The organism is Xanthomonas sp. SI (assembly GCF_014236855.1).
GTDB lineage: Bacteria > Pseudomonadota > Gammaproteobacteria > Xanthomonadales > Xanthomonadaceae > Xanthomonas_A.
On the sequence record NZ_CP051261.1, the window covers coordinates 2,472,886 to 2,486,934 of the forward strand.

Here is a 14,049-nt window from a genome sequence, read left to right on the forward strand (position 1 = left end):
CCGCAGGCCGATGAACATGCGGCGAAAAGCGCCTTGAATGCGGCACCGGCCACGCGTTAAGAGGCGAATTCCTACCTCCCCTGCAGGACTTGGCCGATAGCAGGAGGTAACAGCGGTAGGCGAGGCTGTCCAGGCAGTTGGATCATGGTCGCGCAATCGTTCGCGCTGGCCGCTGTTATGTCTCCATTCGTACCCTGTCCGCGCCAAGGAGTGGCGATCGCATGCAGCAGTGTCCCGGATCTGCGAATGACCATGCGGACCTGGCGCAGGCGTCTGCGCCGACGTCTGCGCCGCCGCCGCGTAGCGCGGTCGCCCCGTTCGGCATCGCCGTCGCCGCCAGCCTCGCCGCCGGCGTGCTGGCCGCCTTGTGGCTGCCGCGCTTGGCGCCGTGGCCGTTGTCGCTGGCGCTGCTGTTCGGCGGCATCGCGGTCTGCATCGGCAGGCCGCGCTGGCGCTGGTTGGGCGCCTTCGCCGTGGGCGGCGGCTGGCTGGGGCTGATCGCCGGCATGGTGCTGGCGCGGCAACTGCCTGCCGACTGGGAGAAGCGTGTGACGACGCTGCAGGGGCAGGTGGTGGAGTTGCCGCAGGCCGAGGTGCGGCGCACGCGGTTCATGTTCCGGGTGGACGCCGATCCCACGCAGCCGGCGCCGTTGCGCGGACGTTTGTTGCAGCTGGCCTGGTACGACGATTTCGGTGCGCAGGTCGCTGGGCCGCGCACGGCGCTGCATGCCGGCGCGCGCTGGCGTCTGAGCGTGCGCCTGCGCGCGCCGCGCGGGCTCAGCAATCCGGGCGGCTTCGATGCCGAGGCGTATGCGCTGGCGCAGCGGATCAGCGCCAGCGGCTACGTGACCGCGCCGCACGAGGCGGTCGAACTGGCGCCGGGGCAGGGCATCGATGCCTGGCGCGAACGCCTGGCGGCGCGAATCGCGGCAGCGGTGCCGACCGCGTCGGCGCGCTATGTGCAGGCGCTGGCGCTCGGCGACACGCGCACCCTGGACGATCGCGACTGGCGCATCCTGCGCGCCGCCGGCCTGACCCATCTGATCGCCATCTCCGGCTTCCATGTCGGCCTGGTCGCCGGCGCGTTCGCGCTGCTCGGCGGCGGGCTTTGGCGGCTATGGCCGCCGCTGGGGCGGCATTGGCCACGGCGCCAGGCCGCCGCGCTGCTGGCGGTGCTCGGTGCCGGCGGCTACACCGTGCTGTCCGGGATGGCGCTGCCCACCGTGCGTACCGCGCTGATGATCGCGGTGGTCGTGGTCGCGCGGCTGTGGCGGCGCCCGGTGCGGGTGGTCGATGCGCTGGCGCTGGCGGCGATCGTCATGCTCGGGTTCGACCCGCTGGCGGTGCTGTCCGCGGGCTTCTGGCTGAGCTTCCTCGGCGTGGCCTGGCTGGCCTGGTGCATGCCGGTCGCGGGCAGCGGCTGGCGCGACAAGCTGCGCGAATTCCTGTCGGCGCAGGGCGTGGCCACGCTGGGCCTGCTGCCGCTGAGCACGATGCTGTTCGGCCAGGCCTCGGCGGCCGGGCCGCTCGCCAACCTGCTGGCGATCCCGTGGTGGAGCCTGGTGGTGGTGCCGCTGGCGCTGCTCGGCACCGCGCTGGAGGCGGTGCACGCCGGCGCCGGGGTGTGGGCATGGCGCGCGGCGGCGGCATGCTTCGACCTGACCTGGCCGTTGTTCACCGCACTGGGCGAAAGCCGCTTTGCGCTGTGGTGGCTGCCGGAGGCGCGCGACTGGGCGCTGCCGCTGGCGCTGCTCGGCGCGTTCTGGCTGCTGTTGCCGCGCGCGGTGCCGGGCAAGCCGCTGGCGGCGCTGCTGTGGTTGCCGCTGTTCTGGCCGCCGCTGGAGCGGCCGGCGGCGGGCGAGGTGGAACTGGTGATGATCGACGTCGGCCAGGGCCTGTCGGTGCTGGTGCGCACCGCACGACATCAGTTGCTGTACGACGCCGGCCCGGCGATCAAGGACGGCTACGATGCCGGCGAGCGCGCGGTGGTACCGACGCTGCACGCGCTCGGCGTGGCGCGCCTGGACCGGACCGTGATCAGCCATGGCGACAACGACCATGCCGGCGGCTTCGAGGCGGTGCGCGCGGCGCTGCCGGTCGGCCTGGCCGAGGCACCGGCCGGCGCGCCGGTGCGGGTGGACCGGCCGTGCCTGGCGGGAACCTTCTGGGAGTGGGACGGGGTGCGTTTCCGCTTCCTGCATCCAGCGCCCGGCTTTCCCTATCTGGACAACGAGTCGAGCTGCGTGCTGCGGGTGGAAAGCGCGCATGGCGCGATGCTGCTGACCGGCGACATCGGCGATGTCATCGAAAGCCGGCTGCTGCGCCAGGCGCCGCAGGACCTGCGCGCCGAGGTGGTGCTGGCACCGCATCACGGCAGCGCGCATTCCTCGCAGGCGGCCTTCGTCGCCGCCACCGGCGCGCGGCTGGTGCTGATCTCGGCCGGCGAGGGCAACCGCTTCGGCCATCCGCGCGCGGCGGTGGTGGCGCGCTGGCAGGCGTCCGGCGCCGAGGTCGCGACCACCCCGCAAGGCGGCGCGCTGCGCGTGTGGCTGGGACGCGCCGGCCTGCAGCTGCGCGAACGGCGGCCGTGGCGGGCGCGGCTGTGGGATGCCGCGGAGCGGGCGCGGGCGGCTGCTATCCTATCGGCCAGTGAACGAACGGCCGAACGTGCCGGAGGGTTGCAACGTGTGGGAACTGGTCAAGGCCGGTGGCTGGCCGATGGTGCCGTTGCTGCTGTTGGGCGTGGTCGCGCTGGCGATCGTGCTGGAGCGGTTCTGGAGCCTGCGCCGTAGCGAAGTGCTGCCGCCGGGGCTGGGCCAGGAAGTGCGCAACTGGGCCACGCGCGGCAAGCTCGACCCCACCCACATCGAGTCGCTGCGGCGCAATTCGCCGCTGGGCGAGCTGCTCGCCGCCGGCCTGGACGTGCGCAGCCGGCCGCGCGAGGTCGTCCGCGAACGCATCGAGGACACCGGCCGCCACGTCGTGCATCGCATGGAGCGGTTCCTGAACGCGTTGGGCACGGTGGCCTCGGCCGGGCCGCTGCTCGGCCTGCTCGGTACCGTGGTCGGCATGATCCAGATGTTCCTGGGCATCCTCGACCATGGCGTCGGCGACGTGAACCAGCTCGCCGGCGGCATCGGCAAGGCGCTGGTGTGCACCGCCACCGGCATGATCATCGCGGTGCCGGCGCTGGTCTTCCACCGCTATTTCAAGAGCCGCATCGCCGGCTACATCATCGAGATGGAGCGCGAAGCCACCGCTCTGAGCGACGTCCTCGACGGCCACGGCCGTGCCGGTGCGCCGACCCCGGCCGCGCCGCGCCCGGCTGCGCGCGGCGGCGCCGCTGCGCCGGCCAAGGGCTGAGCCGGTGCGGATCCGCGACGACCGCGGCCAGGACGAGCCGCATATCGACCTGGTGCCCCTGATCGACGTCATCCTTGTCCTGATCATCTTCTTCGTAGTGACCACCACCTTCGACGCCCGTTCCACGCTGCAGCTGCAGCTGCCCAACGCCAGCGACCAGCACAACCCGGCGCCGCCGCGTGCGCTGAGCGTGCTGGTCAACGCCGACGGGCACTATTTCATCAACGATCAGGAAGTGCTGCGCACCGACGTGGAGTCGGTCAAGCGCAGCATCGCCCAGGTCGCCGGCGACGACCGCGAGCAGCCGGTGCTGCTGCGCGCCGATGCGCGCACGCCCTACCAGGCCGTGGTCACCGCGCAGGACGCGCTGGGCCAGCTCGGCTTCCGCCGCATCGCCATCGCCACCGCGCCGGAAGTCAACGCGCCGGAAGTCAAGCGGTGAGCGGCAAAATGGCACCGGTCTGGCCGATCTACCGTCGGCTGCTCGGATATACCCGCGCCTATTGGGTGATGCTGGCGGCCGCGCTGGTGGCGATGGTGGTGGAAGCCACCGCCGGCTACTTCTTCACCCGGCTGATGGACCCGTTGGTCAACCGCGGCTTCGTCAATCCGGAGGCGCGCATGGCGGTGCTGCTGCCGCTGGCGATCCTGGGCCTGTTCGTGATGCGCAGCTTCGCCACCTTCGTCGGCGACTACTGCATGGCGCGCACCGGGCGCAGCGTGGTGCGCGATCTGCGCGAGCAGGTGCTGGCCAAGTACCTGCACCTGCCGTCCTCGCACTTCGACGTCGAGGCCACGCCGGTGATGGTCAGCCGGCTGAACTTCGATACCGAACAGGTCACCCAGGCCGCCGCCGATGCGTTGAAGACCATCGTCGCCGACACCCTGACCATCTTCTACATGCTGGTGGTGATGCTGCAGATGAGCGTCAAGGTCACCCTGGCGCTGCTGGTGGTGGCGCCGTTGATCGGGGTCATCGTGTCCTACGTCGGCAAGCGCTACCGCAAGATCAGCCGCGGCATCCAGGACGGCATGGGCTCGATGGCGCAGAGCGCCGAGCAATCGCTGAGCGCGCAGCAGGAAGTGAAGGTGCACGGCACCCAGTCGCTGGAGATCTCGCGTTACGCGGTGCTGGCCAACCGCATGCTGGGCCTGAACATGAAGGTCGAGACCACCCGCGCGCTGGCCTCGAGCATGGTCCAGTTCCTGGCCGCGGTGGCGCTGGCGGCGATCGTCTGGGTCTCCACCCGCGAAGCGCTGGCCGGGCGCCTGAACCCGGGCCAGTTCATCGCGCTGATGACCTCGATGATGGCGATCATCCCGTCGCTGCGCCGGCTGACCAGCGTGCAGACCTCGATCTCGCGCGGCGTGGCCGCGGCCGAACGCCTGTTCTCGATCCTGGACACGCCGGAGGAGCGCGACAGCGGCACCGTGTCGGTGCAGCGCGTGCGCGGCGAACTGGCGTTCGACGGCGTGATGCTGCGCTACCGCCAGGACAGCGGACTGGCGCTGGACGACATCAGCTTCACCGCCAAGCCGGGCACGGTCACTGCCATCGTCGGCCGTTCCGGCAGCGGCAAGACCAGCCTGGTACGGCTGGTGCCGCGCTTCTACGAACCCAGCGGCGGCAGCATCACCCTGGACGGGGTGGCGCTGCACGACTACCGCCTGCACGACCTGCGCCGGCAGATCGCCCTGGTCGGGCAGCGGGTGATGCTGTTCGACGACACCATCGCCGCCAACATCGCCTATGGCACGCAGGCCAGCGACGCGCAGATCCGCGCCGCGGCCGAGGCGGCCAACGCCTGGGAGTTCATCGAGCGGCTGCCGCTGCAGCTGCGCACCCCGGTCGGCGAGAACGGCGCGCTGCTGTCCGGCGGCCAGCGCCAGCGCCTGGCGATCGCCCGCGCGATCCTGCGCGACGCGCCGATCCTGATCCTGGACGAAGCCACCGCCGCGCTGGACAACGAATCCGAGCGTCTGGTGCAGGACGCGCTGCACCGGCTGATGCCCGAGCGCACCACGCTGGTCATCGCGCACCGCCTGTCCACCATCGAACATGCCGACCAGGTGCTGGTGATGGACCACGGCCGCATCGTCGAGCGCGGCACCCACCACGCGCTGCTCGCCCAGGGCGGCCTGTACGCCCACCTGCACAGCATGCAGTTCCGCGAAAGGCAGCCTTGATGAGCGGTCGCGGGCCACACACGCCTGGCTACTGGTATGGCCAGGGCACGCCGCCGCTGTACGCGCAGGTGCTGACCCCGCTGTACGCGGCGGCGATCGGCCTGCGCCGCGCGCTGTACCGGCGCGGCTGGCGCAAGCGCTACAGCATCGCGGTGCCGGTGGTCGTGGTCGGCAACCTCACCGCCGGCGGCACCGGCAAGACCCCGCTGACCATCGCCCTGGTGCGCAAGCTGCAGGACGCCGGCTGGAAGCCGGGCGTGGCCACCCGCGGCTACGGCCGCAGCCAGGACCAGGTCGCGCGCTGGATCGAAGCGGGGACCACGCCGGAACTGGGCGGCGACGAGCCGGTGCTGATCGCGCACAAGACCGGCGCGCCGGTGCGGGTGGACCGCGACCGCGTCGCCGCCGCGCGCGCGCTGCTGCAGGCCGGCTGCGACATCGTGGTTTGCGACGACGGCCTGCAGCATTACCGCCTGCAGCGCGACATCGAGATCGAAGTGGTCGACGGCCAGCGCCGCTACGGCAACGGCCGCCTGCTGCCGGCCGGGCCGCTGCGCGAGCCGGTGGCGCGCGGCCGCGAATGCGATTTCCGGGTCATCAACCTGGGCCAGGCCAGCGACGTCGGTGAGGTCCAGGCCGGTTTCGGCGAATGGGCGATGCGCCTGCGCATCGACAGCGCGCAACCGCTGCAGGGCGGCCGCGCGCGCGCCTTGCGCAGCTTCGCCGGGCAGCGCGTGCACGCCGTCGCCGGCATCGCCCATCCGCAGCGCTTCTTCGACATGCTGCGCGCGCACGGCATCGGCGTGGTGCCGCACGCGTTTCCCGACCATCACCGCTACCGCGCCGCCGACCTGTCGTTCGGCAGCGAACTGCCGGTGCTGATGACCGAGAAAGACGCGGTCAAGTGCGCGCAGTTGGTCGACGACTGGTGTTTCAGCGTGCCGCTGCTGGCGGAGTTGCCGGCCGCATTCTGGATCGGCCTGCTCGACCGGCTGGACAAGCTGCGCGGGCGCAGCGGCGACGCCAGCGAATAGCGGCGGACGCTGCGCCGCGTGCATGCGCAGCCAGTGAAGACTGGAGAGGCGGTGCAGGGGGCAAAACCCTGTGAACGCCAACCAGCCCGGCGGCTTCGGCTGTCCGGATTGCGCCTGGCCCGATCGCGATCACGCCTCGATAGGATAGGGGCCACAGCTCGCTGTCGCGATGCGCCGCAAGTGCCGCCTGGATCACGCGCAGCAGCTGAGTATCTGCGGGTGTGCCCGCCGGTATAACCGTGTCATCGCCGCGATCGTCGCGATCGCTGCCACGCGCAGACCGCTGGCGTGGCGGCGCATGCGCAGCTGCTGCCGCATGTCCCGCCTGCAGGCAGGCCTGCTGTTCGTTTCCATGCCGCGGCCGACCTGATTGCCGCGACCTCGAACACGCCGCAGCGCTGCAGCGCCAACGTGTGGCCGCGTGCCGAGAAATTGTCTGCGCTCGCCATCGCCATTCGGCAAGGCGGACATCGGCGCATTGCGCTGTCCGCCTGCCTTGCCCACTTGCAACAGGCCCGCTCAGAATCTGTAGTTCAGCGACAGCGAGGTGTTACGCGGCGCGCCGTAGTAGCCCTGTGCCCAGTACAGGCTGTTGATGTACTTGCGGTCGGTGACGTTGTAGACGTTGAGCGTGGCGCTGAATTGCGGGGTGAAGTCGTAGTGCGCCATCAGCCCGAGCAGCGCATAGCTGCCCTGGCGGGTGAAGATCTCGTTGCCGCTGGTGTCCAGCGCCTGTTGGTCGCGGTAGATATCGCCCTGCCAGGTCAGCGTCGCGCCCAGTTTCAGCGCCTCCCACTGTGGAACGGTGTAGGTGGTGGCGAGCTTGAAGCTGCGACGCGGTACGTAGGTGCGCACGTTGCGGCCCGCATCGTCCTTGAGGCTCAGCTGGGTGTAGCCGGCGTTGAGCTGCCAGTGGTCGCCGAGCCGGCCGGCGAGGTCGAACTCGTAACCGGTGGAGGTCGCGTCCACCGCCTTGTAGGTCTGCACGTTGCCGATGTAGAGGTTGGTTTCGGCGGTGTTGTCCTGCTTGGCGCGGAACAGCGCGAACGAGGCGTTGACCCGCTGCTGCAGCCACTGGCCCTTGATGCCCAGTTCGGCGTTGCTGCCGGTGATCGGGTCCAGCACCTGCAGGTTGCGGTCCAGCTCGGTCTGCGGATTGAAGATCTCCGCATAGCTGGCGTACAGCGCGTAGTTCGGGTCGAAGTTGTAGACCGCGCCGACGAACGGGGTGGTCTTGCTGTCGTCGTAGACGTGCTGCACGCCGTAGTTCTGGCCGCGGCTCTCGATCCGGGTGTGGTTGACGCCGGTGATCAGCTTCAGCGCGTCGCTCAGGTTCCAGCGCGCGGTGGCGTAGGCGCTGCGGCGGGTGATGTCGAAGTCGGCGCTGTCGGAATAGGCGTCGAAGCTCGGCTTGGGATAGTCGCCGTTCCAGCCTTCCAGCGCCGGCAGCGCGGTGCCGATGTCGTTGCCGTACCACGACAGCTGATCGGCCTGCACGCGGCCCCATTTCACGCCGACGACCAGCTCGTGTGTACGGCCGCCGAGCGCGAACGGGCCGCTCGCGTAGACGTCGGCGTACTTCTGCGTCTCTTCGCTGCCGTACTGCGACGGGTAGGCGTACAAGCCCAGGCCGGTGCCGCGCTCCGGGGTGCCATAGACGTAGAACAGCTGGCTGTCGTTGTCGAGCTTGCGGTAGTTCAATGCGGCCTTGAGCTGCCAGTCCGCGCCCAGCGCCTGCTGCAGTTCCACGAACGCGCGTTTGTCCTGCGTGGTCCAGTACGACCAGTCGGCCGAAGTGCTGGTGGAGCGGGCGTAGTCGGTGGCGCTGCCGTCGCTGTAGAACAGCGGCAGCGCGCCCCACATGCCGCCGGTTGAATCGTTCTTCTGGTAGCTGGCGCCCACGCTGAGGCGGGTGCTGTCGCCGAGGTCGGCTTCGACGATGCCGTAGAAGCTCTGCTTCTTCAGCGCATAGCGGTCCAGGTAGCTGTCGCCGTCCTGGCCGACGGCGACGAAGCGCCCGCGCACGCTGCCGCTGGCGTTGAGGCGGCTGGACAGGTCGGCGTCGACGCGGCGCGTGTCCCAGCTGCCCACGGTCACGCCGGCGCTGGCCTGCAGTTCGTCGGTGGGGCGCTTGCGCACGAAGTCGATCGTCGCCGACGGGTTGCCGGTCGAGGACAGCAGGCCGTTGGCGCCGCGCAGCACCTCCACGCGCTCGTACATCGCCGTATCCAGGTCGCCTTCGGCGCCGCCGTTGGTGAACGGCAGGCCCAGTCCGTCGACCTGGAAATTGAGGATGTCGAAGCCGCGCGCGGTGTAGTAGGTGCGGTCGGTCTCGATCTTCTCGACGTTGACCCCAGTGGCCAGCGCGAGCACCGCATTGGCGCTGTCCAGGCCGAAATCGTCCATCTGCTCGCGGCTGATCGTGCTCACCGACTGCGGCGTTTCCAGCGGGCTCAGCAGCAGGCCGGTGCCGGTCGCGCTGGCCGGCGCGGTGTAGCCGTCGGCACGCTGCGCGACCACGTCGAGCTTGTCCAGCAGCTTCGGCGCGCTGGCGGCATCGGCTGCCGCATCGGCGGCCGATGCCGCTTCCGCGGCGGCGGCGCTGGCCGCCAGCGGTGCGAGCAGGGCGGCCAGCGCCAGGCACAGCGCCTGGCGGCGAACGGGGACGCGGGTCGGCTGGGCGGCGGACCACGTGGACTGGGCGGGAAGGTTCATCGGTGGGGGTCTATAGAATGGAGGGAGGCGAGAGGCCATGGGCGCAGCGCCGAGCTGCGCAGCGCGCTGCGGCGAGACAACCGGCAATGGCCGGCCGCTGGACCATGGCGAATACGAACTATTCTCAATAAATAGCGGGGAAAGATCAATTCATGTTCGAATTTCGTGAATTTCAGCGTTCAGCCATCGCCAGCGCAGCGGGCGCGGCATGAGCGCCGCACATGCCATGCCGCCGCCGTTCGTGGTCGCCATTCCGGCGCGCTATGCCGCCTCGCGCCTGCCCGGCAAGCCATTGCGCATGCTCGGCGGCGAGCCGTTGGTGCGGCACGTGGCGCGGTGTGCGCTCGGCGCCGGCGCGCAGCAGGTCTGGGTGGCCGCGGACGATCCGCGCATCGCCGCGGCGGTGGCCGATCTTGACGGGGTGCACGTCGCCCTGACCTCGGCGGCGCACGCCTCCGGCACCGATCGCCTGGCCGAATGCGCCGACATCGCCGGCTGGGACGACGCCACCCTGGTGGTCAATCTGCAGGGCGACGAACCGTTCGCGCCCGCCGCCGGCATCGTCGCCGTGGCCCAGGCGCTGGCCGACAGCGGCGCCGAGATGGCCACGCTGGGCACGCCGGTCGAGTCGGCCGACAGCCTGTTCGACCCGAACGTGGTCAAGCTGGTGCGCAGCGCGCAGGGCGATGCGCTGTATTTCAGCCGCGCGCCGATCCCGTGGCACCGCGACGCGTTCGCCGCCTCGCGCGAACTGCTGCCGCCGGGTCCTTGGCTGCGCCATATCGGCATCTACGCCTATCGCGCCGGGTTCCTGCGCCGTTTCGCGGCGATGCCGCCGGGCGGGCTGGAGCAAGTGGAGGCGCTGGAGCAACTGAGGGTGCTGGAGGCAGGCTTCCGCATCGCGGTGGCGCTGTCGCCTGAGCCGTTCCCGCCGGGGGTGGACACGCCCGAGGACCTGGCCCGCGCCGAGGCGCACCTGCAGGCCCTGGCATGAAGCTGCTGCTGGTCTGCCTGGGCAATATCTGCCGCTCGCCGATGGCCGAAGGCGCGCTGCGCCACCATCTCGAGCGCTCGCCGCTGGCCGGCCAGGTGCAGGTGGATTCGGCCGGGACCGGCGACTGGCACAGCGGCGAGCCGCCGGACCGGCGCGCCATCGCCTGCGCCCGCGGCCATGGCGTGGACATCGCCGGGCTGCGCGCGCGGCAACTGCGCACGGCCGACTTCGCCGCCTTCGACTGGATCCTGTGCGCCGATGCGGCCAACCTGCGCGACGTGCGCCAGCGCGCGCCGGCCGCCGCGCTGGAGCGGGTGGCGCTGTGGTTGCCGTGGGCGGGCCTGGACGGGCGCCGCGAGATTCCCGACCCGTACACCGGCGGCAGCGACCACTTCGAGGAGGTCTGGCGCCTGGTAGACGAAGCCGCCGCCGGCAGCGTGGCGCGACTGTCCGCCGACGGCGGCTCCGGCATAATCGGCCGATGAACTCGATCGCCGCCCTGGAACTGCCGCAGCCCGGCACCTGGCTCAATGCCGCGCCGACCACGCTGCGCGAGCAGCAGGGCCGCGCGCTGGTGCTGGCCTTCGTCAACGCCGCCTCGGTGTGGTGCGCGCAGCGCCTGGCCGAACTCAGCCAGTGGCAGGCGCGCAATCCGGGGCGCCTGCAGCTGATCGTGGTGCAGGTGCCGCGCTTCGACAGCGAACGCGAACCGCAGCGGGCGCTGAAGCTGCTGCGCAGCCAGGGCGTGTCGGCGCCGATCCTGCTCGACGCCGACTGGGCCGCCTGGCAGCGTTTCGACGTGCAGGCGTGGCCGACCCTGGTGCTGCTCGACGCCGGCGGCTACGAGCGCGAGCGCCTGGTCGGGATCGGCGGCGCCGATCTGGAAAAGGCGCTCAATGCGCTGTGCGCGGGGCAATCGCTGCCGCTGGACGAGGAACTGCGCGATGCGCGCGAGACCCAGCCGGAGCCGCGCCTGAGCCTGCGCTTCCCGGTCGGCCTGGCGGTCGCCGACGATCGCCTGTACATCGCCGACAGCGGCCACCACCGCATTCTCGAATGCACCACCGGCGGCCGCGTGCTGCGCCAGTTCGGGTTGGGCACCGCCGATTTCATCGACGGCGGCATCGGCGAAGCGGCGTTCCACCGTCCGCGCGGCCTGGCGCTGGAACGCGGCGTGCTGTACGTCGCCGATACCGGCAACCACGCCTTGCGCCGGATCAACCTGCTCAGCGGCCACGTCGATACCCTGTGCGGCAACGGCCGCGCCGGCGAACCGGTCGAAGGGCCGGTGCAGCACGCGCAGCAGGCGCCGCTGAACCATCCGCAGGACGTGGTGGTGGCCGACAACCAGGTGCATATCGCGATGGCCGGCGACAACCGCATCTGGAGCTACGAACTCGGCAACCGCACCCTGCGCTGGCGTGCCGGCGCGGGCGCGCTGGAATTGCGCGACGGCAGCGGCCATCTGGCCGCGTTCGCGCAGCCGTGCAGCCTGGCCGCGGTGCAGCAGGCGCTGTACGTGTGCGACGCGCTGGGCTCGGCGGTGCGCTCGCTGCAGCTGCGCGGCGACCTGGTGCAGACCCTGCTCGGCGGCCAGGGTCCGTGGGATTTCGGCAACGAGGACGGCCCGCGCAGCCGCGCGCGCCTGCAGTTCCCGCAGGCGATCGCGCTGAGTCCGGAATCGCCGCTGCTGTGGATCGCCGACAGCGGCAACGGCAGCCTGCGCAGCCTGCGCCTGGGCGGCGGCGAACTGTCGACCACGGCCTTGCCGCGGCGCCTGCACGGCCCGGCCGGGCTGGCGGTGAGCGCCGGCACGGTGTGGATCGCCGAAACCGATGCCCACGCGGTGTTGCGCTACGACATCGCCAGCGGCGAACTGAGCGACGTGCCGATCAACGAATGACCGCATCCGCACTGCCCCCGTTCGACGGCAAGGCCTTCGCCGCCAACCTCAGTACCGCGCCCGGCGTCTACCGCATGTACGCGGCCGACGACACCTTGCTCTACGTCGGCAAGGCCGGCGCGTTGCGCAAGCGCGTGTCCAGCTATTTCAGCGCCTCGCCGAAGAACGCGCGGACCATGGCGATGCTGGCGCAGGTCGCGCGCATGGACGTGACCGTCACCCGCAGCGAAGGCGAGGCGCTGCTGCTGGAAAACCAGCTGATCAAGTCGCTGGCGCCGCGCTACAACGTGTCGTTGCGCGACGACAAGAGCTATCCCTACGTGCTGCTGACCCGCGAGGAATGGCCGCGGATCGCGCTGCACCGCGGCCCGCGCGCGCTGCCCGGGCGCTACTTCGGCCCGTATCCCGGCGTCACCGCGGTGCGCGAGACGATGAACCTGATGCACAAGCTGTTCAAGCTGCGCAGCTGCGAGGACAGCGTGTTCCGCAACCGCTCGCGGCCGTGCCTGCAGTACCAGATCGGCCGCTGTAGTGCGCCGTGCGTGGCGTTGGTCCCGGCCGACGACTACGCCGAATCGGTGCGCCGCGCGACGATGTTCCTGGACGGGCGCAGCGACCAGCTCGGCGAGGAACTGGTGCAGGCGATGCAGGCCGCCAGCGAACAGCTGGAATTCGAACGCGCCGCGCGCCTGCGCGACCTGCTCGGCTCGCTGCGCAGCATGCAGAGCCGGCAGTACGTGGACGGCCGCGCCGCCGACCTGGACGTGCTCGCCTGCGCGATGCAGGGCGCCAACGCCTGCGTGCTGCTGCTGGCGTTCCGCGACGGGCGCAATCTCGGCACCCGCGCGTTCTTCCCCAAGACCAACGGCGAGGACAGCGCCGCCGAGGTGCTGGCCGCGTTCGTGTCGCAGTACTACGCCGAGCACGCGCCGCCGCGCGAAGTGTTGCTGGATCGCGAGATCGCCGATGCCGAGCTGATCGAAGCGGCGCTGAGTTCGGCCGCCGAGCGCAAGGTGCAATTGCGCTGGAACGTGCGCGGCGAGCGCGCCGGCTACCTGGAACTGGCCAGCCGCAACGCGCAGGCCACGCTGGTCACCGAACTGACCAGCCGCAACGCGCAGCACGCGCGCAGCGAGGCCTTGCGCGAGATGCTGGGACTGGCCGAGCCGGTCCGGCGCGCGGAGTGTTTCGACATCAGCCACACCATGGGCGAGGCCACCGTGGCCTCGTGCGTGGTGTTCGACGCCAGCGGCCCGGTGCGCAGCCAGTACCGGCGCTACAACATCAGCGGCATCGAGCCGGGCGACGACTACGCGGCGATGCGCCAGGCGATCGAACGCCGTTTCCGCCGCGCCGCGGAGGGCGACAAGGCCGACGTGGTGCTGCCCGACGTGCTGCTGATCGACGGCGGCGCCGGCCAGCTGGCGCAGGCCAACGCCGCGCTCGCCGACCTGGGCGTGGAGGGCATCCTGGTGATCGGCGTGGCCAAGGGCGCCGAGCGCCGCGCCGGGCACGAGACGCTGGTGATGCCGGACGGGCGCGAACTGCGCCCCGGCGCGGCGTCGCCGGCATTGCAGTTCATTCAGCAGGTGCGTGACGAGGCGCACCGTTTCGCCATCACCGGCCACCGCGGGCGGCGCCAGAAAGCGCGCATGACCAGCAAGCTGGAGGACATTCCCGGCATCGGTCCGCGCCGCCGCGCCAGCCTGTTGAAGCATTTCGGCGGACTGGCCGGACTCAAGGCCGCCGGCGAAGCGGAGATCGCGCGCGTGGAAGGCATCAACGACGCGCTCGCTGCGCGAATCTACGCTAACCTGCACGGGCTGCCGGTGCCCGATCCGGCAGGCGAGTAG

Annotated in this window: 10 protein-coding genes; 9 read left to right on the top strand and 1 reads right to left on the bottom strand. The window is 71.0% G+C overall.

Annotation, left to right across the window (positions count from 1 at the left end; translation table 11 throughout):
- The first annotated feature begins 221 nt into the window (after positions 1–221).
- The 5 genes from HEP75_RS10215 to lpxK are packed head-to-tail and all read left to right on the top strand — an operon-like array spanning position 222 to position 6,584.
- Positions 222–2,792 (top strand): DNA internalization-related competence protein ComEC/Rec2, encoded by a 2,571-nt coding sequence (locus HEP75_RS10215; protein ID WP_185826346.1) that lies wholly within the window; start codon positions 222–224, stop codon positions 2,790–2,792.
- Positions 2,686–3,363 (top strand): MotA/TolQ/ExbB proton channel family protein, encoded by a 678-nt coding sequence (locus HEP75_RS10220; protein WP_185813131.1) that lies wholly within the window; start codon positions 2,686–2,688, stop codon positions 3,361–3,363. The genes HEP75_RS10215 and HEP75_RS10220 overlap by 107 nt, the downstream gene beginning before the upstream one ends.
- A gap of 4 nt (positions 3,364–3,367) precedes the next feature.
- Positions 3,368–3,805: a biopolymer transporter ExbD gene (locus HEP75_RS10225; RefSeq protein ID WP_185813130.1), complete on the top strand. Its 438-nt coding sequence runs from the start codon at positions 3,368–3,370 to the stop codon at positions 3,803–3,805.
- An 8-nt stretch (positions 3,806–3,813) separates the two neighbouring features.
- Positions 3,814–5,550, top strand: a complete 1,737-nt coding sequence (msbA, locus tag HEP75_RS10230) for a lipid A export permease/ATP-binding protein MsbA (RefSeq protein WP_185816609.1) — start codon at positions 3,814–3,816, stop codon at positions 5,548–5,550.
- Positions 5,550–6,584: a tetraacyldisaccharide 4'-kinase gene (gene lpxK / locus HEP75_RS10235; protein WP_185826347.1), complete on the top strand. Its 1,035-nt coding sequence runs from the start codon at positions 5,550–5,552 to the stop codon at positions 6,582–6,584. The genes msbA and lpxK overlap by 1 nt, the downstream gene beginning before the upstream one ends.
- 519 nt (positions 6,585–7,103) lie before the next feature.
- Here the strand turns inward: lpxK and HEP75_RS10240 are convergent.
- On the bottom strand, positions 7,104–9,299 hold the full coding sequence (locus HEP75_RS10240; RefSeq protein WP_255424053.1) for a TonB-dependent siderophore receptor: 2,196 nt from the start codon (positions 9,297–9,299) through the stop codon (positions 7,104–7,106).
- A 226-nt stretch (positions 9,300–9,525) separates the two neighbouring features.
- On the opposite strand from HEP75_RS10240, the gene kdsB reads away from it, so the two are divergent.
- From kdsB to uvrC, 4 genes are read left to right on the top strand one after another with little or no spacing between them, the layout of a single operon-like run.
- Complete coding sequence (gene kdsB, locus HEP75_RS10245; protein WP_185826562.1) at positions 9,526–10,293, top strand: 3-deoxy-manno-octulosonate cytidylyltransferase; 768 nt, start codon at positions 9,526–9,528, stop codon at positions 10,291–10,293.
- Complete coding sequence (locus HEP75_RS10250; RefSeq protein ID WP_185826348.1) at positions 10,290–10,778, top strand: low molecular weight protein-tyrosine-phosphatase; 489 nt, start codon at positions 10,290–10,292, stop codon at positions 10,776–10,778. Before kdsB ends, HEP75_RS10250 begins: the two co-directional genes overlap by 4 nt.
- Complete coding sequence (locus HEP75_RS10255; protein ID WP_185826349.1) at positions 10,775–12,196, top strand: hypothetical protein; 1,422 nt, start codon at positions 10,775–10,777, stop codon at positions 12,194–12,196. The genes HEP75_RS10250 and HEP75_RS10255 overlap by 4 nt, the downstream gene beginning before the upstream one ends.
- On the top strand, positions 12,193–14,049 hold the full coding sequence (gene uvrC, locus HEP75_RS10260) for an excinuclease ABC subunit UvrC (protein WP_185826350.1): 1,857 nt from the start codon (positions 12,193–12,195) through the stop codon (positions 14,047–14,049). Before HEP75_RS10255 ends, uvrC begins: the two co-directional genes overlap by 4 nt.